Origin of the sequence: Clostridium sp. AF29-8BH, from assembly GCF_003478145.1 — a bacterium.
Taxonomy (GTDB): Bacteria; Bacillota; Clostridia; order Lachnospirales; family Lachnospiraceae; genus Otoolea; species Otoolea fessa.
The window spans coordinates 74,861-95,790 of sequence record NZ_QUEL01000006.1 but is presented as its reverse complement, the minus strand read 5'-3'; the positions used below and the strand labels follow the sequence as shown (position 1 = coordinate 95,790).

The window sequence follows — 20,930 nt, the reverse complement described above, 5'->3', positions numbered from 1 at the left end:
TTAATTTTTTTTAAAAATATTGATTTGACAAAAAGTGGAAAAAGAGTGTTTTAAGAGATCGTTCTGGCATGGAGGAGAAACGAGATGGAACATACATTGGATCAATTTGGGAAAGAGAAAATTACACCGCATCCGACCCGCACCGCCGCTATCGTTCTGGCAGCCGGACAGGGAAAACGGATGAAAAGCAATATTCAGAAGCAGTTTCTCCTTCTGGAGGAAAAGCCGGTCATCTGGTATGCACTTCACGCGTTTGAGGAGAGCCGGGTCGATGATGTGATTCTGGTGACCGGGGCGGATGAGATCGCGTACTGCCGGGACGAGATTGTAGGAAAATATGGATTTTCCAAGGTGCGCGCTATCGTTGCGGGCGGAAAAGAGCGCTACCATTCGGTCTACGAGGGGTTAAAGGCGCTCGGCAGCCAGCTTTCCTATGGGGAGGGGGACTGCGTCCTGATTCATGACGGGGCGCGTCCGTTTGTGGACGAGCCGATGATTGAACGTATCGTATCAGATATACGAAGTTATAGCGCAGCAGTGGCAGGCATGCCGTCAAAGGATACGGTCAAGCTGGTGGATGCGGACGGATTTGCCTCTGTGACGCCGGAACGGGCGCATGTCTGGATGATTCAGACACCGCAGGGATTTACTTACCCGCTGATCCGCGCGGCGTATGACAAGATGATGAGTCGGGAAGAGTACCAGCAGGGAGTGACGGATGATGCGATGGTGGTCGAGACGATGACCGATCACAAGGTACGCCTGACCGAAGGTTCTTACCGGAATATCAAGGTGACAACACCGGAGGATATGGAGGTCGCGGCTGCATTTTTACAAAATAAAAAAAGTTAATAGGTCTATTGACAACCCTTGACTTCTATGTTATAGTATTTATCGTGTTTAACTGCCGAAGACAGCAGGTGCCGAAAGGCATAAGGTTAATACGCCTGCCGAGGGAACTGATATCGTTGTATATTTCTATCCCCCTGTCCTGCGTGTGACGGAGGGATTTTATTTTACAGAAAACGTTTACCAGGCGGTTATAGAAATAAAACAGGAGGTAAACCAATCATGGCAAAAGTTGAATTAAAGCAGCCGGTTGTTGCTGAAATCGCAGAATTATTCAACGGCGCTAAGGGCGCAGTAGTAGTTGACTACCGTGGACTGACAGTTGAGCAGGACACACAGCTCCGTAAGCAGTTAAGAGAAGCTGGTGTTACTTATAAAGTATATAAGAACACCATGATTCGTTTCGCTGCTAAGGGTACCGCGTTCGAGGCTCTGGAGCCGAATCTGGAGGGTCCGACCGCTCTGGCTGTATCCAAAGAGGATGCTACAGCTCCGGCAAGAATTTTAGCTGAGTTCGCTAAAAAAGCAGACAAGCTTGAGATCAAGGGCGGCGTTGTAGAGGATACTTACTACGATGCAAAGGGCATGCAGGTTATCGCAACCATCCCGTCCAGAGAAGTTCTTCTTGGAAAACTTCTTGGAAGCATGCAGTCTCCGATCACAAACTTCGCTCGTGTTATCAAACAGATCGCAGAGCAGCAGGAGGCATAAGACCCTTACCTACAAAGCAGGGTGTAAGGTGCGTGAGAGCCGCATAGTAAAGCAAGAGGCCGCATAAGGCCGATTTAAAATTCAATCACAGGAGGAATATTAAAATGGCAAAGTTAACAACAGCTGAGTTCATTGAGGCAATCAAAGAATTATCCGTATTAGAGTTAAACGATTTAGTAAAAGCTTGCGAGGAAGAGTTCGGTGTATCCGCAGCAGCAGGCGTTGTTGTAGCAGCAGCAGGTGCAGCTGAGGCAGCAGAAGAGAAGACTGAGTTCGACGTAGAGCTGACAGAGGTTGGCCCGAACAAAGTTAAAGTTATCAAGGTAGTTCGTGAAGCTACAGGTCTTGGTCTGAAAGAGGCTAAGGAAGTAGTTGACGGTGCTCCGAAGGTAGTTAAGGCTGGCGCTTCCAAGGAAGAGGCTGAGGACATCAAGACTAAATTAGAGGCTGAAGGCGCTAAAGTTACCTTAAAGTAATTTAAGTAATTTCGCATAGAGCTAATTGCATTACAGATGGGGAGTCTGGCGTGTGCGTGAGCGCATGCCGGGCTCTTTTTATTTCATAGGAAATTGCGTCCTATGAAATAAAAAATACTCCGCGAAGATGCAGACTCTTTTTTAAACGGGGGAATCAAATCAAGATGGCAGAGAAGACAAGAAATGAAACGGCAGCAGATGAGGAACTTAAAACGCTTCGGGAACGGCTTAAGGTGTGCGAATTTCTGCTGATTGGGCTTGGAAGCGAATGGGAGAAGGCGGGAGGCGCGGAGGTACAGGAGGCATACCGGGCGCTGGCATCGATGACAGAGGGGAAGGATTATTTTATCGTGACAACCGCAAAGGATGCGCGCATCTTTGAAAGCCCGTTGGATGAAGCGAAAATCACGGCGCCGTGCGGTAATGTGAACTGGCTTCAGTGTTCGAAAGGCTGTACGAAGGATATCTGGGAGCGCGGCGAGGTGGCGGATGGTATCTGCCCGCACTGTGGGGCGCCGCTGACAGAAAACACAGTTCTGGCGAATCCGTATATCGAGGAAGGTTATTTGAAAAGCTGGAATCTCTACCGGGAATGGCTGGCTGGAACCTTAAACCATGCGCTTCTGATTCTCGAGCTGGGAGTGGATTTCAAGACGCCGACCGTCATCCGCTGGCCCTTTGAAAAGACGGTCTTTTTTAACCGCAAATCGCATATGTATCGGATAAACCAGAAGTTTTACCAGATTGTCGGAGATATTCAGGAGAGGACCGTATCGATTCCGCAGAATTCGGTCGGCTTTATCCGCAATTTTGCTTCCTGCGATTGAGAGTCCACTTAGTTACTGGGCACGTATGCGTGAACAGTAACGTCCACTTATCTGCGGAGGGGACATTTGGGAAGCAAAACTTGAGAAACCGCTTCGATTGTGCTAAAATGGAACCATCGTTTGACAGAAAACGACAGAAAATGACATGGACGAGAGGATAGGGCAATGGGAGCAATCAGTAATGACTGGCTGGCTCCGCTCAGCGGAGAGTTTAAAAAGCCATATTACAGAAAGTTATACGATACTGTGAAACGGGAATATGAGACGCATGTTGTATATCCGGATGCGAATGATATTTTCAATGCATTTGATTTTACCCCTCTTTCCGAGGTAAAGGTGGTTATTTTAGGTCAGGATCCCTACCATGGTCCGGGACAGGCGCATGGGCTTTGCTTTTCGGTAAAGCCGGATGTGGAAATCCCGCCGTCCCTGGTGAATATTTATCAGGAATTGCACGATGATCTCGGCTGCTACATCCCGAACAATGGCTATCTGACGAAATGGGCGAAGCAGGGAGTCATGCTGCTGAACACAGTTCTGACCGTCCGCGCGCATCAGGCTAATTCCCACCGTGGAATCGGCTGGGAGGAGTTTACGGATGCTGCGATCAAGATCTTAAATGAGCAGGACCGTCCGATGGTATTTATTCTGTGGGGACGTCCGGCACAAGCGAAGAAATCGATGCTTAATAATCCGAAGCATCTGATTCTCGAAGCACCGCATCCGAGCCCGCTGTCTGCGTACCGCGGATTTTTCGGCAGCCGCCCATTCAGCAAGACCAATGAATTTTTAAAAGAACATGGTGTTGCCCCGATCGACTGGCAGATAGAAAACGTGTAGGAAGGAGCAGACATGAGTTTTGTTGAGATTTTAAAGGTAATTGTACTGGGAATCGTGGAAGGTTTCACGGAATGGCTTCCGATCAGCAGTACCGGGCATATGATTCTGGTGGATGAGATCATCCATCTGGATGTCAGCGAGGCGTACCGGGAAGTGTTTATGGTTGTCATCCAGCTGGGTGCGATTCTGGCGGTTATGGTGCTGTATTTCAATAAATTGAATCCGTTTTCACCGCACAAATCGATGGCGCAGAAGCGCGGTACAATCCGTTTGTGGATAAAAATTATTATAGCCTGCATTCCGGCAGCGGTGATTGGGCTTCCGCTTGACCATTTCATGGATAAGCTGATGAATGGCTATGTCGTAGCAGCGATGCTGATTCTCTACGGCGTTTTGTTTATCGTACTGGAAAATCGAAACGTACACCGTCATTTTCCGATTGAGCGCGTGACGCAGATTTCGTTCCAGACAGCGGCACTGATCGGCTGTTTCCAGGTGCTGGCGATGATTCCGGGTACTTCCCGTTCGGGCGCGACGATTCTGGGCGCGATGCTGATCGGCTGTTCACGTCCGGCGGCGGCAGAATTTTCATTCTTCCTTGGGATTCCGGTTATGTTCGGTGCGAGTTTTTTAAAGATTGTGAAATTTTTCATTCAGGGCGGCGGATTTTCTTTCGCGGAGTTCATTTATCTGGTTCTTGGTATGGTGGTCGCATTTGGCGTGTCCGTGTACTCGATCAAGTTCCTGATGGGATATGTCCGCAAGCATGATTTCAAGTTTTTCGGATATTATCGGATTGTGCTTGGTATCGTGGTGTTGTCCTACTTTGGTATTTCGGCGCTAGTAGGTTAAAATGTACTCTCGGAGTCTTTCCTGCACTTGCTTTTGCGGCTGGCGGAAAGATTCCGAGAGCACATTAAATAGAAAAAGAGGATTCAGACCTGACAGAAATGCGGAGGTCTGGATCCTTTTTTGCGTTCATATAATACATGGAAGCGGAAACGCAAATATAAAGGGGATGCCCTGTCACAGTTCAGGGCTGACACGTCTAAAATGGTAAATCGGATCATTCAAAATAAGGGTTCCATGAGGAAAAAACTGCTCTGCCTGTGCACGGCAGTGCTGCTGGATCTGTGTTTCTTAGGAATCGTGTGCAGGCTGGCAGTGGGGATGCAGTGGGAAGATTTGGCAAAAGTGGAGCAGGCGGACCAGACGGTTTCCTCCCCGGAATGCTTTTCCGGCGGGGAGCTGGCGCTGACCTTCGACGATGGACCGCACAGGGTGTACACGAAAAAGCTGCTGGACGGCTTGCGCGAGAGGGGCGTGAAAGCCTCTTTTTTTCTGGTCGGGGAAAATATTCCGGGTAATGAGGAACTGGTGCGACAGATGGCTAAAGACGGTCATCTCATCGGGGTTCACTGCATGGCACATGTGGATCTGGCGCGCCAGCCGATTGAAAAGAGCGTGGAGGAGATTCGGGAGACGGCCGATTGGATCGAGGCGGTCACGGGAAAACGTCCGGAATACATACGTCCGCCGTATGGTTCATGGAGTACGGAGCTTCAGGAGAGAGTGTCGATGACGCCGGTGTTCTGGGACGTCGATACGCTGGATTGGAAAAGCCGGAATACGGCGCGGATTGTGAAGCATATCTGTAAAAATGCGGCGGTTCACACAGTGGTGCTGATGCATGATGCATATCAGACTTCGGTCGATGCAGCGCTTGAAACGATTGACACATTGACGGCGGAAGGATATACTTTTGTTACAATAGAAGAATGTCTGATTGATTGAGAGGATACGATGGATTTATTTGATTATATGCGGAAAAATACGATCGAGCAGGAGGCACCGCTGGCATCCAGGCTGCGCCCGTCCACGCTTGACGAGGTGGTGGGACAGAAGCATATCATAGGAAAGGATAAGCTTTTGTACCGGGCGATCAAGGCGGATAAGCTCGGATCGCTGATTTTTTACGGACCGCCCGGAACGGGCAAAACGACGCTGGCGCGCGTGATTGCCAACACGACGAGCGCGCGTTTTGAGCAGCTCAACGCGACGGTGGCGGGGAAAAAAGATATGGAACAGGTCGTGCAGGATGCCAAGGATGCGCTGGGGATGTACGGAAAGCGCACGATCCTGTTTATCGACGAGATTCACCGCTTTAATAAGGGGCAGCAGGACTATCTTCTGCCGTTTGTTGAGGACGGGACGATTCTGCTCATTGGTGCGACGACGGAGAATCCGTATTTTGAGGTCAACGGGGCGCTGATTTCCCGATCACGTATTTTTGAGCTGAAACCGTTGGAAAATGCGGATATCCGCGAGCTTTTAGAGCGGGCGATCCATGACAAGGAAAAGGGCATGGGAAGCTATCGCGCGGAGGCGACGGACGAGGCGCTCGATTTTCTGGCCGATATGGCAGGCGGAGACGCGCGCGCGGCGCTCAATGCGATCGAGCTTGGTATTCTCACAACGGAACGGAGTGGAGATGGGCTGATTCACATTACACTCGATGTGGCGCAGGAGTGCATCCAGCGCCGTGCCGTGAAGTATGACAAGACGGGGGACAACCATTACGATACGATCTCAGCGTTTATCAAGAGTATGCGCGGTACCGATCCGGATGCGGCAGTTTATTATCTGGCGAAGATGCTGGATGCAGGCGAGGATATCAAATTTATTGCGCGGCGTATCATGATCTGTGCATCGGAGGATGTCGGCAATGCGGATCCGCAGGCGATTCAGGTTGCGGTCAGCGCGGCGCTGGCAGTGGAGCGGATTGGTCTGCCGGAGGCGCGGATTATCCTGTCGCAGGCGGCTACCTATGTGGCGAGCGCACCGAAGAGCAACGCGGCGTATGTGGCGGTCGATGAGGCACAGGAGGCGGTCAGGTTAAAGGGCAACTTTACGGTGCCGTCCCATCTGCGCGACTGCCATTACAGCGGGGCGGAGAAGCTGGGGCATGGCGACGGGTACAAGTATGCACATGATTATCCGAACCATTATGTGAAGCAGCAGTACCTGCCGGATGGACTGGAGGGCAGCACATTTTACCGCCCGTCAGAAAATGGGTATGAGAAGAAGATTGGGGAGTGGCTGCGCTTCCTGAAGGGCTCTGAATGAGAAAAAGCTTCCCATATGTTCCTGAATTGATATGTATGAAGAAAATGTCTACTTGAATTTTTATGAAAACCGTTTATAATAAAACCAAGGTGGCTGCAGGATAAAGAGCAGTCACAGCATAAAAGGCTATGTTAAAAAGGTATGCCGGGCAGGTATCTGCCTGTCCGGTTTCGTGTAAGTACCTGGAAGACATCCACACGTTTCTTATTTCTGATTTTTGAATCCCAGAGAATATGACACAATTAAACAGGGCAAGGAGAATTATATGAGAGAAAAATTAAAGACACTCCCTCTGGTGCAGCTTCGGGAAATGGCGAAGGCACAGGGGTTAAAGGGGATCAGCACCCTGAAAAAGGCGGAGATCATAGACAGGCTGTGCGAACTTGAGAAGCCGGTGGAAGAGGGACAGAAAGAAGAAACGCCCCAGGCTTCTGTCAGTGAGCATCCGGCTGGATCGGCGGAACCGGCAGAGAGAACGGAAATGCACGTGCAGCCGCGCAGAACGGATGCAGGGCAGAATACATCGGCACAGACGTATTCGCAGCCGCGGAGATCTGCCAACGGAGAACGGGCTGCGGGAGGGCAGAATTCCAGTTATGAGCGCCGCAGCGAAGGCGGATACCGCCGGAATGAATACGGCTCCTATACACGCCGTGAGAATAATAATACCCGTTATCAGGATAATCGCAGACGCGAGTACACGCAGCGAGAGGGGTATCAGAGAAATTCCTATGTGCCGCGTAACAATTACAATGAAGCGATGAGCGCAAGAACCGAGTATAGCCAGCCGGAACATACCGCACCGGCACCGCAGATGGCAGAAGCAGCCTCCGAGTACAGTCAGCCGGAACGTACCGCGCCGGTGCAGCAGATGGAAAGCACCCGTACTGAGGTGGAAAATGCACGCATGGAGGATCTGAAAAATGAATTTCAGGAGCTGGACAGCGGCATCGAGGCGAACGGAATCCTGGAGGTTATGCCGGATGGATTTGGATTTATCCGTTGTGAAAACTTCCTGCCGGGTGAAAATGACGTTTATGTGGCGCCGTCCCAGATCCGCCGTTTTAATCTGAAAACTGGTGATATCGTGCGCGGAAGCCGTCGTGTGAAGTCGGCGACGGAGAAATTTGCCGCATTATTATATATTAATTCGGTCAATGGATACCCGACCAGCGTGGTGGAAAAACGTCCGAATTTTGAAAATCTGACGCCAATTTTCCCAAATGAACGTCTGCACCTGGAATATCCGGGGGTTAAGACTTCCATGGCGATGCGCGTGATGGATCTGCTGTCCCCGATCGGAAAAGGACAGCGAGGCATGATCGTATCCCCGCCAAAAGCCGGAAAGACCACCCTGTTAAAGCAGGTGGCGACGACCATCACAAAGAACCATCCAGAAATGCACTTGATCATCCTTCTGATCGATGAGCGTCCGGAGGAGGTGACAGATATCCGTGAGACGGTAACGGGAGAAAATGTCGAGGTCATCTATTCAACGTTTGACGAGCTGCCGGAGCGTCATAAACGTGTGTCGGAGATGGTAGTAGAACGGGCGAAGCGCCTTGTCGAGCACGGAAGGGACGTTATGATTCTTTTAGACAGTATCACCCGTCTGGCGAGGGCTTACAACCTGGTGGTTCCGCCGAGTGGACGAACTCTTTCAGGTGGTTTGGATCCGGCAGCGCTGCATATGCCGAAGCGCTTCTTCGGTGCGGCGAGAAATATACGCGAGGGCGGCAGCCTGACGATTCTGGCGACCGCGCTGATTGAGACGGGCAGCCGTATGGACGATGTTATTTACGAGGAATTTAAGGGAACCGGCAACATGGAGCTGGTTCTTGACCGCAAACTTTCCGAGAAGCGCATCTTCCCGGCGCTCGATATCCTGCGTTCCGGTACGCGAAGAGATGATCTGCTTCTTTCGTCCGCCGAGGCGGAAGCGGTCGATATCGTTCACAAGGCGACCAACACGCAGAAACCGGAGGATACCGTTGAGCGGATCCTGGATCTGTTTGCCAAGACGAAGAACAATACGGAATTTGTGGAGATCACGCGGAAAAAGGGGTCATTTTACTAAAAATCATGTTTCACCAATAGCGCATCTGTGAGGACTTTCTTCCAGGCAGGAAAACAGGACTGTAAGAAGAAAAATAGTATTGAAAAATAGATAAAATTGCTTGCTAAAAAGTACACACCATGATATAATTATAAGGCTGTATTAACAGACGGTAGTTCTGACATCTGCGTGAGTCGTCCTTACGAGTGGAAGGAACGCTTAAATGATGGAATAGCGTGCCTGGATGTGCGGAGCTTTATATAGAGCCGTTTTAAGACGGCTTGCAATTAAAAAAGCGGTCGGAAATCGCAATGAAAAATTCAGAGAGGTGAAAGAAATGAGAGAAGGAATCCATCCAGCCTATTATCAGGCAAAAGTAGTTTGCAACTGTGGTAACGAGTTCGTAACTGGTTCTACCAAGAAAGACATCCACGTAGAGGTTTGCTCCAAGTGTCATTCATTCTACACAGGCCAGCAGAAAGCAGCCGCTGCCCGCGGACGTATCGATAAGTTCAACCGCAAGTACGGCATCAACGCAGGCAAATAAGTTTGAACCATGTAAAGGTTGGGTTTTAGTGGCGACATTAAACTCAGCCTTTTTGTTTTCTTCTTTTTTTATTTTGAAAGGACAGCATGAAGTATTCAGGAATTGGCGGTCAGGCGGTAATTGAAGGAATCATGATGATGAAAGGCGAGGACTATGCAGTGGCAGTCCGCCGGCCTGACAAAGAGATAGAAGTAAAAAAAGACACATACCAGAGTATCACGAAAAAAGCGAAGATTTTACAGCTCCCGTTTGTGCGCGGCGTGTTCCGGTTTGCAGATTCGATGATCATCGGCATGCGGAGTCTGTCGTATTCCGCCAGCTTTTTTGAAGATGATGAGGATGCAGAGCCGGGAAAATTCGAACAGCTTTTAGACCGTGTGTTCGGCGAGAAGCTGGAGAGTGCGATCATGGCAGCAGTGCTGGTAATTTCGTTTATCCTGGCAATTGCTATTTTTATGCTCCTGCCGCTGGGGATTGCGAACCTGTTTAAGGGAGTTATCACATCGGATCATCTGATGGCAGTGCTGGAAGGTGTGATCCGGATCGCGATTTTTATTATCTATATTAAACTCGTTTCGCGGATGGAGGACATCCGGCGGACATTTATGTACCACGGGGCGGAGCACAAGTGCATCAACTGTGTGGAACACGGACATCCGCTGACGGTAAAATATGTGCGCGAGAGCTCTAAGGAGCACAAGCGCTGTGGTACCAGTTTCATATTGATTGTCATGGTGATCAGTATTCTGATGTTTATGGTGATCCGGGTCGATACGATCTGGATGCGGATTCTGAGCCGTATTATTCTGGTTCCGGTCATTGCAGGTATATCATATGAGGTATTGCAGTGCGCCGGACGGAGCAATTCGAAGTTTATGGATCTGGTGAGCCGTCCGGGTATGTGGATGCAGGGTCTGACGACGAAGGAGCCGGATGACTCGATGATTGAGGTGGCGATCGCGGCGACCGAGGCAGTTTTTGACTGGAGAGAATACCTGACGGAGAATTTCCCAGGCTGGGAAAAGCAGCTGGAAGAGTCATAAATAGAACACGGTACGACAGAGGGGATGAGTCGATGAGCGAGGAAAACGGAAGAACAGACCTGACCTGGAGAGAACTGTTGGATGAGGGCGGCGCGCGCTTAAGTGAGGCGGGTGTGCCGGACGCAGGGACGGATGCCTGGTATCTGATGGAAGCGGCGTTCGAGATTGACCGGGTGCATTATTATCTGGATCAGAACCGTCCGATCCATGCGGAACGCCTGGAAAAGGGCTATGGGCGCTATCAGGAAATGCTTCAGAAACGGGCAGAGCGCATTCCACTGCAGCAGATTCTGGGAATGCAGGATTTTATGGGAATGACATTTTCTGTCGATGAAAATGTCCTGATTCCGCGCCAGGATACGGAGACGTTAGTTGAGCGGGTTCTTCGGGATTACCCGGAAAAGGATCTGAAACTTTTGGATATGTGTACCGGATCCGGCTGTATCGCGATCAGCCTTGCCGTGCTTGGCGGCTACCAGAACGTGACGGCGGTGGATATTTCCGAGGCGGCGCTGCGCGTGGCAAAGAAAAATGCGAGACGTCTCTTTTTGATTCAGAAGGGAACTGCGCGGTCAGAATCGTTTCAGGTATCGGAGGATCCGTGGTGCATCCGCCTGAAAACGTGGCTGGCAAAGGGACCGCGCCTGCAGGCAGAGATCGAGGAACACAGCCTGACACTTTTGCAGAGCAATCTGTTTCAGGCAGTGGAGGCGGATGTCATGTACGATGTGATTGTGTCGAATCCGCCGTATATCCCATCGGCGGTGATCGACGGTCTGGAACCGGAGGTACGCGACCATGAGCCGCGGCTGGCGCTGGACGGCAGCGAGGACGGTCTGTATTTTTACCGGGTTCTGGCGCTGGAGTGCAGCAAACATCTGAACAAGGGCGGCTGCGTATATTTTGAGATAGGATATGATCAGGCGGAGGCGGTCAGCCGGATACTGACCATCGCCGGGTATCGGGAGATAGAAGTGATAAAGGATGAGCCGGGGCTTAACCGCGTGGTAAAGGCACGGTGGAACCGTTAGACGATAGAGGAGGATATCATGTTTGACAGATTGGATGATTTGCTGATCCGTTATGAAGAGCTGATGGAAGAGCTCGGCAGCCCGGAAGTGGCAAGCGATACAAATCGTTTCCGCAAGCTGATGAAGGAGCAGTCGGATCTGGCTCCGATTGTGGAGGCATATAAAGAGTATAAGAAGGCAAAACAGGACGTAGAGGACAGTCTGGCGCTTCTGGATGAGGAATCCGACGAGGAGATGCGCGAGATGGCGAAGGAAGAGTTAAATGCTGCGAAAAAGCGCATTGAAGATCTGGAGCAGGAATTAAAAATTCTGCTTCTTCCGAAAGATCCGAACGATGAAAAGAACGTTATCGTCGAGATCCGTGCAGGTGCAGGCGGCGATGAGGCGGCATTATTTGCGTCCGAACTGTACCGTATGTATGTGCGCTTTGCAGAGCGCAACCGCTGGAAAACTGAGCTTGTCAGCGTCAGTGAAAATGGAATCGGCGGCTTCAAGGAGGTCGTTTTCATGATTACCGGCCAGGGCGCTTACTCCAAGATGAAGTACGAGAGCGGTGTCCACCGCGTACAGCGTGTGCCGGAGACCGAGTCCGGCGGACGTATCCATACTTCGACCGCGACGGTTGCCGTGATGCCGGAGGCAGAGGATGTGGACGTTGTCATCGATGATAAAGATATCCGTATTGACGTTATGCGTGCGTCCGGAAACGGTGGACAGTGTGTCAACACGACTGACTCCGCGGTACGTCTGACCCATATTCCGACCGGTATCGTGATCTACAGCCAGACTGAGAAATCGCAGTTACAGAACAAGGAAAAGGCGTTCCGTCTTCTGCGTTCCAAGCTATATGATCTGGAGCTGGAGAGACGCCAGAACGAGGAAGCGGCAGAACGCCGCAGCCAGATCGGTACCGGTGACCGTTCCGAGAAGATCCGTACCTATAACTTCCCGCAGGGACGTGTGACCGAGCACCGCATCAAACTGACCTTGTATAAGATCGATTCGATCATGGACGGCGATCTGTATGAGATCATTGACAGCTTAATTGCAGCCGATCAGGCGGCGAAGCTGGCGAAGATGAATGAGGGCATCTAAAGAATTAGAGAAAACGGAAGGGGGATCCTATATGGAAAGAAGAGATAAAGTCAATTATTATTTGGATCTGGCGGAAATGGTTTCGCAGCGGAGTACCTGTCTGCGAAAGCACTACGGGGCAGTGATTGTGAATAACGATGAGGTTATCTCGACCGGCTATGTGGGCGCCCCGCGCGGACGGAAAAACTGTTCCGATATCGGTCGCTGCATCCGCGAGGAGCTTCATGTGCCGCGCGGCGAGCGGTACGAGTTGTGCCGCAGTGTCCATGCCGAGGCAAATGCCCTGATCAGTGCCTCCAGAGAGCGCATGATCGGCGCGTCGCTGTATCTGACCGGTGTCGATGCGAGAACCGGCGGGTATGTGGAAAAATCGAGCTGCTGTTCGATGTGCAAGCGCATGGTAATCAATGCCGGAATTGAACATGTCTATATCCGTGATACGAAAAATGAGTACCGAAAAGTCGATGTAGAAGATTGGATCCGCGAAGATGAATCGCTGGAAGGAAAATTTGGGTACTAAGAAGCGCACAGGAGACGGCGCTGCCCGCTGGGCACGCCGCATCTTCTGTGCTTTTTTGATCGTGATTGGATGTCTGGTTCTGGCGGATGGTGTGGGGGATGCGGTTAGAAGGGCGGAAAACAGAGATTCACAATCTGAAGGAAAGGTAGAGAAGAATTTATCTGGAAAATCTGATTCAGATGCGTCAGAGCCGATATGGCAGCCAGATTTCGCAGCCTTAAAATGCCAGATGCTGACGTCATTGCCTGGATTCGCATTCCCGGTACTCACATCGACGAACCGATTGTCCAGACAAGCGACAATGAATCGTACCGCAGCATCGGGCTGGATGGAAAACCAGATCCAGCCGGGACCGTCTTTCTGGACTGCGAGAGTGCACCGGATGCGTCGGATTTTCATTCGATCTTTTACGGGCATCATATGAAGGACGGAAGCCGGTTTTCCGAGCTGGTCCGCCTGAAAGACGAAGATTTCTTCCAGAAGCATCGGACTGCTTACCTCTATTTCCCAGATGGGAAAAGGCGGACACTCCGTCTGATTGCAGCGCTCACTGCGGGCAGTCAGGGGGAACGGCGTAGGACGGAATTTGCGGATCGGTCGGAGATGCATCCTTATATAGAAGAAATGACGGAGGGATGCCGGTTTCGCGAACTGCCAGACGAGGAGGTTTCCCACTTGTATTCCTTTGTGACATGCAGTTATGAATTTGCGGATGCGCGGACGATTGTGTATGCAGTGGATGAATGATGCTCATGGGTTGTGGAATGCAAGAACAGTAGAGGGAAAATTATGTGTAAACATAGAAGAAGTGTAAGGCAAATAAATTTGCAAGCAGCAGGCAAATGTGGTATATTACTTATAGTGATGAGATCTGCCTTTTTTTAGAAAAGAGGCGTGAAAATAAAACATATGAGGAGAACAAGATATGAAGGGTATCGTTTTAGCAGGCGGTTCAGGCACACGCCTTTACCCGCTGACACGCGTAACTTCCAAACAGCTGCTTCCGATTTATGACAAACCGATGATTTACTATCCGATCTCCGTTCTGATGAACGCGGGAATCCGGGATATTCTGATTATTTCGACACCGGATGACACACCGCGTTTTAAGGAATTGTTGGGCGATGGACATCAGTTTGGTTTACATTTAAGCTATGCCGTGCAGCCAAGTCCGGATGGACTGGCACAGGCATTTATCATCGGCGAGGAGTTCATCGGGGATGATTCCGTAGCGATGATTCTGGGGGACAATATTTTCCAGGGTCAGGGACTTGTGAAACGCCTGCGTGCTGCCTCTGCCAAGAAAGAGGGCGCGACTGTATTCGGCTACTATGTCGATGATCCGGAGCGCTTCGGTATCGTAGAATTTGACGATCAGGGCAAGGCGATCTCCATCGAGGAGAAGCCGGAGAAACCGAAGTCCAATTACTGTGTAACGGGTCTGTATTTCTATGACAACCGGGTAGTAGAGTATGCGAAACAGTTAAAACCGTCTGCCAGAGGCGAGCTTGAGATCACCGATTTGAACCGTATCTATCTGGAAAATGGCGATCTGGATGTCATTCTTCTGGGACAGGGCTTTACCTGGCTCGATACCGGTACACATGAGTCCTTAGTTGAGGCAACCAATTTCGTTAAGACAGTAGAGACCCACCAGCACCGCAAGATCGCGTGCCTGGAGGAGATTGCGTACTTAAACGGCTGGATCAGCAAGGAAGAAGTGCTGGAGGCATACGAGGTATACAAGAAAAACCAGTATGGCAAATATCTGAAAGACGTACTGGATGGGAAATATGTTGATAAAATACATCAGAATTAAAAGGAGTTAAAACAATGAAGATTATCGTGACAGGCGGAGCCGGATTCATCGGCGGAAACTTCGTACACCATATGGTAAATAAATACCCGGAGTATCAGATCATCAATCTGGATCTTCTGACCTATGCGGGTAACTTAGAGACACTGAAACCGGTTGAAAACAAACCAAATTACAAATTTGTACACGGCGATATCGCAGACCGCGACTTCGTGTTTAAACTCTTCGAGGAAGAAAAGCCGGACATCGTAGTAAACTTTGCAGCAGAGAGCCATGTAGACCGTTCCATCACGGACCCGGAGGCATTTGTCCGTACCAATGTCATGGGAACAACCACCCTGCTGGATGCCTGCCGCACCTATGGAATTAAACGTTATCATCAGGTATCGACCGATGAGGTATACGGCGATCTGCCGTTAGACCGCCCGGATCTCTTCTTCACGGAGACAACCCCGCTTCATACCTCCAGCCCGTACTCTTCTTCCAAGGCGAGTGCGGATCTGTTTGTACTGGCATACCATAGAACCTACGGACTTCCGGTGACAGTATCCCGCTGCTCCAACAACTACGGTCCATATCATTTTCCGGAGAAGCTGATTCCGCTGATGATCAGCCGTGCGCTGGCAGACGAGGAACTTCCGGTATACGGCGACGGCGCGAACGTCCGCGACTGGCTGCACGTATCCGATCATTGTGAGGCGATCGATCTGATTCTCCACAAGGGACGCGTCGGTGAGATTTACAACATCGGCGGACATAATGAGAGGACCAACCTGGAGGTTGTTAAAACCATCCTGAAAGCGCTGGACAAGCCGGAAAGCCTGATCCGTTACGTCAAGGATCGTCCGGGTCATGACCGCCGTTATGCGATCGATCCGACCAAGATCGAGACGGAGCTTGGCTGGAAGCCGAAATACAATTTTGACACCGGCATTCGTCAGACGATCGACTGGTATCTGAACAATCAGGACTGGTGGAAACACATTTTAAGCGGTGAGTACAGCCAGTACTTCGAAAAAATGTATGGAGATAGATTATAATGAGAGTATTAGTGACAGGCGTTAAAGGCCAGCTTGGCTATGACGTGATGAATGAGCTGAAAAAACAGGGTCTTACTGGCATCGGTGTGGATGTCGATGAGATGGATATTACCGATGCAGAGGCATGCCGCCGCGTGATCACCGAGGCAAAGCCGGATGCAGTGATCCACTGCGCTGCATATACTGCAGTAGACGCAGCGGAACAGAATATGGAACTCTGCCGTAAAGTCAATGCAGATGGAACGAGAAATATCGCTGAGGTCTGCAAAGGTCTGGACATCAAAATGATGTACATCAGTACCGATTATGTATTCAACGGTCAGGGCACCCGCCCGTGGGAGCCGGATGACCACCGGGAACCACTCAACGCCTACGGTCAGTCGAAGTATGAGGGCGAGCTGGCAGTTGAGGAGCTGGTAAAGAAGTTTTTCATCGTCCGTATCGCGTGGGTATTTGGCGTGAACGGCAAGAACTTCATCAAGACGATGCTGCGCGTTGGCAAAGAGCGCGGGGCAGTCAGTGTTGTGGATGATCAGATCGGTTCCCCGACTTACACATACGATCTGGCGCGTCTGCTGGTTGATATGATTCAGAGTGATAAATATGGTCGTTACCATGCGACGAATGAGGGACTTTGCAGCTGGTATGAATTTGCAGTTGAGATCTTTAAGCAGGCGGGCATGGACGTCAAGGTGACGCCGGTCAGCACTGCTGAGTATACAGCTGCTTATCCGGGTCAGGCAAAACGCCCGATGAACAGCCGGATCAGCAAAGAAAAACTTTCGGACAACGGATTTGAGCGCCTTCCGTCCTGGCAGGATGCGGTAGGTCGCTATCTGAAAGAAATTCAGTAAAAAATGTGCAATCAGACATAGAAAGCAGCAACGGCAGAAAGTGTGAAGCGCCGTTGGCTGCAGGATTTTCTTCAGGTTGGAATCAAAATCGTAGAAGGTCATGTATGTTAGTGGGGGATTTCCATAAATGTACATGACCTTTGGACTCTGTATTTGATGATGTAGGAGGAACTCTCAAAATGGGTAAATATTTTGGAACAGACGGATTCCGCGGCGAGGCAAATGTGACGCTGACCGTGGAGGACGCCTATAAAGTAGGTCGTTTCCTGGGCTGGTACTATGGACAGAAGACGAAAGCAGATCGCTGCCGGGTCGTGATCGGCAAGGATACGAGACGCAGCAGCTATATGTTTGAGTATTCGCTGGTATCGGGACTGACCGCTTCCGGCGCAGATGTCTATCTGCTTCACGTGACAACTACTCCGAGTGTATCGTATGTTGTACGCACCGAGGAGTTTGACTGCGGTATCATGATCTCCGCAAGCCACAATCCATACTATGACAACGGAATCAAGGTCATCAATGGACGCGGCGAGAAACTGGAGGAGGAGACGATCGAGAAGATTGAGTCGTATCTGGATGGCGAGATGGGCGAAATTCCATTTGCCAAGCGCGATGCGATCGGACGCACCGTTGACTATGCGGCGGGACGCAACCGCTATATCGGTTATCTGATTTCCCTGGCAACACGGTCTTTCAAAAATATGCGGGTAGGTCTTGACTGTGCAAACGGAAGCGCTTCCGCGATTGCGAAAAACGTATTCGACGCACTGGGCGCGGAGACACATGTCATCAACAACACGCCGGATGGTCTGAATATCAATACAAATTGCGGTTCCACCCACATCGAGGGACTGCAGAAATATGTGGTTGAAAATCATCTGGATGTTGGATTTGCTTATGATGGAGATGCGGACCGCTGCCTGGCAGTGGACAGTGAGGGCAAGCTGGTAGATGGCGACAAGATCCTCTATGTATGTGGAAAATACATGAAAGAACAGGGCACGCTGGTCAACAATACGGTTGTCACCACGGTTATGTCGAACTTCGGTCTTTATAAGGCATTTGAGCGCGAGGGTATTTCTTATGAGAAGACGGCGGTTGGCGATAAGTATGTCTATGAAAATATGTCCCAGAACGGTCACTGCCTGGGAGGCGAGCAGTCGGGCCATATCATTTTCAGCAAGCACGCGACGACCGGAGATGGCATTTTAACATCATTAAAGCTGATGGAAGTGATTCTGGAGAAGAAAGAGACACTTGCAAAGCTGGCTGATGAGGTGCAGATTTATCCTCAGGTTCTGAAAAATGTCAGAGTCAAGGATAAAGAGGCGGCGCAGGCAGACCGCGACGTGCAGGCGGAGGTTCAGAAGGTATCGGATGCCTTGGGCGATACCGGTCGAATCTTAGTTCGTCCGAGTGGTACGGAGCCGCTGATCCGCGTGATGGTCGAGGCACCGACGGATGAAATCTGCGGAAAATATGTAGCACAGGTTGTAGAAATGATAGAAAAAAAGGGACTGGCAGAGTAAGACATGAGAGAGCAGCTGACAGAAAGTGATGTAAAGAAGATTCAGGAAGAGATCGACCATCGGAAGCTGGTGGTCCGCAAAGAGGCGATCGAGGCGGTCAAGGAGGCGCGCGCACAGGGTGACTTGAGCGAAAACTTCGAATATTATGCTGCTAAGAAGGATAAGAACCGGAATGAAAGCCGTATTCGCTATCTGGAAAATATGCTGAAGCACGCTAAGATCGTATCGGAAGAATCCCGCCCGGATGAGGTCGGAATGAATGATACGGTTACCCTGTATTTTGAGGATGACGACGAGGAAGAAGTATACCGTCTGGTAACGAGCATCCGGGGCAATTCCCTGGAAAACCGGATCAGCATCGAGTCGCCGCTCGGAAAAGCGATCGAAGGACACCATGTGGGTGATCAGGTGGAAGTGAAGGTCAACGATAAGAGCAGCTATGTGGTGGAGATCCGGAAGATCGAGAAAACGGGAGAAGAGGATTCGGATCGGATTCGTAGTTATTAGTCGCAATACAAAGGAGAGTTTTGATTACTATGAAATTTGAAGAATTATGTGATGCACGTTATTCACTTCGTAAATTTGACAGCCGTCCGGTTGAGGCAGAAAAATTACAGAAAGTGCTGGAGGCGGGACGCAAAGCCCCGACGGCACATAACTTACAGCCACAGCGCTTTTTCGTGATGCAGAGTGAGGAGGCTCTGGCGAAAGCGGATGCATGTACGGCGTGTCATTTTCATTCGCCGGTTGTGATTGTAGCAGCCTATGATCCAGAGATTTCCTGGAAAAGGGAAGAGGACGGGAAAAATCATGGAGAGATCGATGTGACATTGGCGGTTTCCCAGATGATGCTGCAGGCAGCAGAACTGGGACTGGGAACAACGTATGTTGGTATGTTTAATCCAGAAAAATTGCTGGAGCAGTTCCCAGAGATGAAGGGATTACAGCCGACGGCCTATCTGCCGCTTGGATATCCGGCAGAGACAGCTCATCCGTCCAGGCTGCATGCAGATCGCAAGCCGCTAGAAGAGCTGGCAGTATTTCTGTAAAATATAGACAATCCGTAACTGTTCAGTACCTTCACAGTCACGCGCAAAAATCCATTAAAAATTGCCTGCGGCAATGGGATTTTTGCCTGCTGGCCCATGTTTTCGTACGGTCAGCGCAGTAAATGCGCAGACCTACTGAACAGTTACGACAATCCTTTATTTACCATAATCCTTAATTGATACAGTCTGTTTCCTGAAAAGCTTGGAGACAGGCTGTATTTTTGTGTAATGCCAATGATGCGCACTCGCGCGAAGCAGAAATATGTAACGATATATCTTGCAATCCATGTGCATTTAAAAGTATAATAAAAAAATATGAAGAGAAGCATGAAACGATGTAGGATGAGAAAAGGAAATTGTATGTTATTAAGAGAATATTTAAAAGAATGGACCAAAGAAGACTTATTAAACGAAGCAAGAAGCTACGAGTTAAAGAACTGTTCCCGGCTTAAAAAGGATGACCTGATTGACCGAATTGTAGAATATTTAACGACAAAAGAGGCACTCCGGGGCAGACTTTCATGCCTGACGAAAGAGCAGATGGTGCTTTTTTGCAAAGCCTGTACCGAGCCACAGAAAATTTCTGCAGAAGAGATTATGGATGGAATGCAGTTATATAAATACGTACTTGGAAGTTTTGAGGAAGTGAGTGACTGCTTTACTGTCTTTGAAGAGATTGCACAGGGTTTTAGCGGGATTGACGATGAGGCATTCCGGGCGGTTCAGAGCAAAAAAGGCTGGCTGATGAAGTGTATCAGCTTCTTTATCGATTATTATGAGATTGCGCCGCTGGAAATTTTGTATGAACTGTACAAATTGAAGGTGAAAGGCACGATCGAAGAAATGATCGGGATGCTGGAGGAAATGCCGGAGGACATCACAGAATCCTGCATTTTCCCGATGGAGAAACTGGGAATGCAGGACCTGCCGAAAGAGAATCCGCTTTATTCCGAGAGGGGCTTGTATGTACATCTTCCAGTTTTTGAGGGGGATGGATTCACTGCTTTGTTGAAACAGCAGCAGAATAAAAAATTCTATATTCCGTCTGCACAGCAGTTGGATGAAATCTGTCAGAAAGGGTATGAGGCAGGTGCGCTGGCTTATAAGGAGCTGGAGTCCTATTTCATAAAAAAATTGGATGTGCCGTATGAGAAAGCGGCTAGATGGTGCTTTGAGACGTGGACCAGCAGTTATGAAGGAAAATCACCGGCAGAACTGATGAATAAGATGCATGAAGAAGGGATTGTCTTCCAGAGCGAGCAGCAGATGGGCGAATTTTTAAGACTTCTCATGGATGCGTTCAACAATACGAGAACAAAAGAAAACCGCGGAAATAAACCGTGGGAATTAAGTGAGAGAGGTATGATCGGCGGCATGCCGGCGATGGTGCCGGAAATGTCCCAGCCAGCACCGGTAACCGCGAAAAAGGTGGAGAAGATTTATCCGAATGATCCGTGTCCTTGCGGATCTGGGAAGAAATATAAGAAGTGTTGTGGAAGAAATTAATACTCAGAGGTG

General features: G+C 49.9%; 22 protein-coding genes and 1 other annotated feature. All 22 genes read left to right on the top strand.

The window, feature by feature from the left end:
- The first annotated feature begins 84 nt into the window (after positions 1 to 84).
- Positions 85 to 852 (top strand): 2-C-methyl-D-erythritol 4-phosphate cytidylyltransferase, encoded by a 768-nt coding sequence (ispD, locus tag DWZ16_RS06025; RefSeq protein ID WP_107001382.1) that lies wholly within the window; start codon positions 85 to 87, stop codon positions 850 to 852.
- Between the two features lie 37 nt (positions 853 to 889).
- Positions 890 to 1,024 (top strand) — a sequence feature (ribosomal protein L10 leader region).
- A gap of 47 nt (positions 1,025 to 1,071) precedes the next feature.
- Positions 1,072 to 1,560 carry a 50S ribosomal protein L10 gene (rplJ, locus tag DWZ16_RS06020; RefSeq protein WP_022360614.1) on the top strand — a complete coding sequence of 163 codons (489 nt, stop codon included), beginning with the start codon at positions 1,072 to 1,074 and terminating at the stop codon, positions 1,558 to 1,560.
- A 104-nt stretch (positions 1,561 to 1,664) separates the two neighbouring features.
- Positions 1,665 to 2,036 carry a 50S ribosomal protein L7/L12 gene (rplL, locus tag DWZ16_RS06015; protein WP_107001383.1) on the top strand — a complete coding sequence of 124 codons (372 nt, stop codon included), beginning with the start codon at positions 1,665 to 1,667 and terminating at the stop codon, positions 2,034 to 2,036.
- 164 nt (positions 2,037 to 2,200) lie between these two features.
- The gene (locus DWZ16_RS06010; RefSeq protein WP_118492417.1) at positions 2,201 to 2,863 is read left to right on the top strand and encodes a hypothetical protein; all 663 of its coding nucleotides are present in this window, start codon (positions 2,201 to 2,203) and stop codon (positions 2,861 to 2,863) included.
- A 165-nt stretch (positions 2,864 to 3,028) separates the two neighbouring features.
- A complete protein-coding gene (locus DWZ16_RS06005) occupies positions 3,029 to 3,703 on the top strand; it encodes a uracil-DNA glycosylase (RefSeq protein WP_022360612.1) in 675 nt (224 codons plus the stop codon).
- Positions 3,704 to 3,715: 12 nt separating this feature from the next.
- Entirely contained in the window at positions 3,716 to 4,555 is an 840-nt protein-coding gene (locus tag DWZ16_RS06000; protein ID WP_022360611.1) for an undecaprenyl-diphosphate phosphatase, read from the top strand.
- Between the two features lie 234 nt (positions 4,556 to 4,789).
- Positions 4,790 to 5,497, top strand: a complete 708-nt coding sequence (locus DWZ16_RS05995) for a polysaccharide deacetylase family protein (RefSeq protein ID WP_182427303.1) — start codon at positions 4,790 to 4,792, stop codon at positions 5,495 to 5,497.
- Positions 5,498 to 5,506: 9 nt separating this feature from the next.
- The gene (locus DWZ16_RS05990; protein ID WP_118492413.1) at positions 5,507 to 6,829 is read left to right on the top strand and encodes a replication-associated recombination protein A; all 1,323 of its coding nucleotides are present in this window, start codon (positions 5,507 to 5,509) and stop codon (positions 6,827 to 6,829) included.
- 265 nt (positions 6,830 to 7,094) lie between these two features.
- Positions 7,095 to 8,906, top strand: coding sequence for a transcription termination factor Rho (gene rho, locus DWZ16_RS05985; protein WP_118522456.1), 1,812 nt, complete (start codon positions 7,095 to 7,097; stop codon positions 8,904 to 8,906).
- Between the two features lie 316 nt (positions 8,907 to 9,222).
- Positions 9,223 to 9,432: a 50S ribosomal protein L31 gene (gene rpmE, locus DWZ16_RS05980; protein WP_022360607.1), complete on the top strand. Its 210-nt coding sequence runs from the start codon at positions 9,223 to 9,225 to the stop codon at positions 9,430 to 9,432.
- 86 nt (positions 9,433 to 9,518) lie between these two features.
- Entirely contained in the window at positions 9,519 to 10,475 is a 957-nt protein-coding gene (locus DWZ16_RS05975) for a DUF1385 domain-containing protein (protein WP_118492411.1), read from the top strand.
- A 32-nt stretch (positions 10,476 to 10,507) separates the two neighbouring features.
- Entirely contained in the window at positions 10,508 to 11,506 is a 999-nt protein-coding gene (locus DWZ16_RS05970; RefSeq protein WP_118492409.1) for a N5-glutamine methyltransferase family protein, read from the top strand.
- Between the two features lie 18 nt (positions 11,507 to 11,524).
- Entirely contained in the window at positions 11,525 to 12,601 is a 1,077-nt protein-coding gene (gene prfA, locus DWZ16_RS05965) for a peptide chain release factor 1 (RefSeq protein WP_107001390.1), read from the top strand.
- A 31-nt stretch (positions 12,602 to 12,632) separates the two neighbouring features.
- Positions 12,633 to 13,121 (top strand): deoxycytidylate deaminase, encoded by a 489-nt coding sequence (locus DWZ16_RS05960; RefSeq protein ID WP_022360603.1) that lies wholly within the window; start codon positions 12,633 to 12,635, stop codon positions 13,119 to 13,121.
- Between the two features lie 195 nt (positions 13,122 to 13,316).
- Complete coding sequence (locus tag DWZ16_RS05955) at positions 13,317 to 13,868, top strand: class B sortase (RefSeq protein WP_118522455.1); 552 nt, start codon at positions 13,317 to 13,319, stop codon at positions 13,866 to 13,868.
- A gap of 178 nt (positions 13,869 to 14,046) precedes the next feature.
- Positions 14,047 to 14,940, top strand: coding sequence for a glucose-1-phosphate thymidylyltransferase RfbA (gene rfbA / locus DWZ16_RS05950; protein ID WP_022360600.1), 894 nt, complete (start codon positions 14,047 to 14,049; stop codon positions 14,938 to 14,940).
- A 14-nt stretch (positions 14,941 to 14,954) separates the two neighbouring features.
- Positions 14,955 to 15,977, top strand: coding sequence for a dTDP-glucose 4,6-dehydratase (rfbB, locus tag DWZ16_RS05945; RefSeq protein ID WP_022360599.1), 1,023 nt, complete (start codon positions 14,955 to 14,957; stop codon positions 15,975 to 15,977).
- Positions 15,977 to 16,831 carry a dTDP-4-dehydrorhamnose reductase gene (rfbD, locus tag DWZ16_RS05940; RefSeq protein WP_107001395.1) on the top strand — a complete coding sequence of 285 codons (855 nt, stop codon included), beginning with the start codon at positions 15,977 to 15,979 and terminating at the stop codon, positions 16,829 to 16,831. The genes rfbB and rfbD overlap by 1 nt, the downstream gene beginning before the upstream one ends.
- A 179-nt stretch (positions 16,832 to 17,010) precedes the next feature.
- On the top strand, positions 17,011 to 18,363 hold the full coding sequence (gene glmM, locus DWZ16_RS05935) for a phosphoglucosamine mutase (protein WP_107001396.1): 1,353 nt from the start codon (positions 17,011 to 17,013) through the stop codon (positions 18,361 to 18,363).
- 3 nt (positions 18,364 to 18,366) lie between these two features.
- A complete protein-coding gene (gene greA, locus DWZ16_RS05930; RefSeq protein ID WP_022360596.1) occupies positions 18,367 to 18,870 on the top strand; it encodes a transcription elongation factor GreA in 504 nt (167 codons plus the stop codon).
- Positions 18,871 to 18,899: 29 nt separating this feature from the next.
- The gene (locus DWZ16_RS05925) at positions 18,900 to 19,412 is read left to right on the top strand and encodes a nitroreductase family protein (RefSeq protein WP_117796070.1); all 513 of its coding nucleotides are present in this window, start codon (positions 18,900 to 18,902) and stop codon (positions 19,410 to 19,412) included.
- A gap of 360 nt (positions 19,413 to 19,772) precedes the next feature.
- Entirely contained in the window at positions 19,773 to 20,918 is a 1,146-nt protein-coding gene (locus DWZ16_RS05920; protein WP_182427302.1) for an SEC-C metal-binding domain-containing protein, read from the top strand.
- The last annotated feature ends 12 nt before the right edge of the window (positions 20,919 to 20,930 follow it).

What these genes read in the sequence shown, in the direction of transcription:
- ispD (WP_107001382.1), top strand. Translation starts at nt 85, where the DNA reads ATGGAACATACATTGGATCAATTTGGGAAAGAGAAAATTACACCGCAT.
- rplJ (WP_022360614.1), top strand. Translation starts at nt 1,072, where the DNA reads ATGGCAAAAGTTGAATTAAAGCAGCCGGTTGTTGCTGAAATCGCAGAA.
- rplL (WP_107001383.1), top strand. Translation starts at nt 1,665, where the DNA reads ATGGCAAAGTTAACAACAGCTGAGTTCATTGAGGCAATCAAAGAATTA.
- DWZ16_RS06010 (WP_118492417.1), top strand. Translation starts at nt 2,201, where the DNA reads ATGGCAGAGAAGACAAGAAATGAAACGGCAGCAGATGAGGAACTTAAA.
- DWZ16_RS06005 (WP_022360612.1), top strand. Translation starts at nt 3,029, where the DNA reads ATGGGAGCAATCAGTAATGACTGGCTGGCTCCGCTCAGCGGAGAGTTT.
- DWZ16_RS06000 (WP_022360611.1), top strand. Translation starts at nt 3,716, where the DNA reads ATGAGTTTTGTTGAGATTTTAAAGGTAATTGTACTGGGAATCGTGGAA.
- DWZ16_RS05995 (WP_182427303.1), top strand. Translation starts at nt 4,790, where the DNA reads ATGAGGAAAAAACTGCTCTGCCTGTGCACGGCAGTGCTGCTGGATCTG.
- DWZ16_RS05990 (WP_118492413.1), top strand. Translation starts at nt 5,507, where the DNA reads ATGGATTTATTTGATTATATGCGGAAAAATACGATCGAGCAGGAGGCA.
- rho (WP_118522456.1), top strand. Translation starts at nt 7,095, where the DNA reads ATGAGAGAAAAATTAAAGACACTCCCTCTGGTGCAGCTTCGGGAAATG.
- rpmE (WP_022360607.1), top strand. Translation starts at nt 9,223, where the DNA reads ATGAGAGAAGGAATCCATCCAGCCTATTATCAGGCAAAAGTAGTTTGC.
- DWZ16_RS05975 (WP_118492411.1), top strand. Translation starts at nt 9,519, where the DNA reads ATGAAGTATTCAGGAATTGGCGGTCAGGCGGTAATTGAAGGAATCATG.
- DWZ16_RS05970 (WP_118492409.1), top strand. Translation starts at nt 10,508, where the DNA reads ATGAGCGAGGAAAACGGAAGAACAGACCTGACCTGGAGAGAACTGTTG.
- prfA (WP_107001390.1), top strand. Translation starts at nt 11,525, where the DNA reads ATGTTTGACAGATTGGATGATTTGCTGATCCGTTATGAAGAGCTGATG.
- DWZ16_RS05960 (WP_022360603.1), top strand. Translation starts at nt 12,633, where the DNA reads ATGGAAAGAAGAGATAAAGTCAATTATTATTTGGATCTGGCGGAAATG.
- DWZ16_RS05955 (WP_118522455.1), top strand. Translation starts at nt 13,317, where the DNA reads ATGGCAGCCAGATTTCGCAGCCTTAAAATGCCAGATGCTGACGTCATT.
- rfbA (WP_022360600.1), top strand. Translation starts at nt 14,047, where the DNA reads ATGAAGGGTATCGTTTTAGCAGGCGGTTCAGGCACACGCCTTTACCCG.
- rfbB (WP_022360599.1), top strand. Translation starts at nt 14,955, where the DNA reads ATGAAGATTATCGTGACAGGCGGAGCCGGATTCATCGGCGGAAACTTC.
- rfbD (WP_107001395.1), top strand. Translation starts at nt 15,977, where the DNA reads ATGAGAGTATTAGTGACAGGCGTTAAAGGCCAGCTTGGCTATGACGTG.
- glmM (WP_107001396.1), top strand. Translation starts at nt 17,011, where the DNA reads ATGGGTAAATATTTTGGAACAGACGGATTCCGCGGCGAGGCAAATGTG.
- greA (WP_022360596.1), top strand. Translation starts at nt 18,367, where the DNA reads ATGAGAGAGCAGCTGACAGAAAGTGATGTAAAGAAGATTCAGGAAGAG.
- DWZ16_RS05925 (WP_117796070.1), top strand. Translation starts at nt 18,900, where the DNA reads ATGAAATTTGAAGAATTATGTGATGCACGTTATTCACTTCGTAAATTT.
- DWZ16_RS05920 (WP_182427302.1), top strand. Translation starts at nt 19,773, where the DNA reads ATGTTATTAAGAGAATATTTAAAAGAATGGACCAAAGAAGACTTATTA.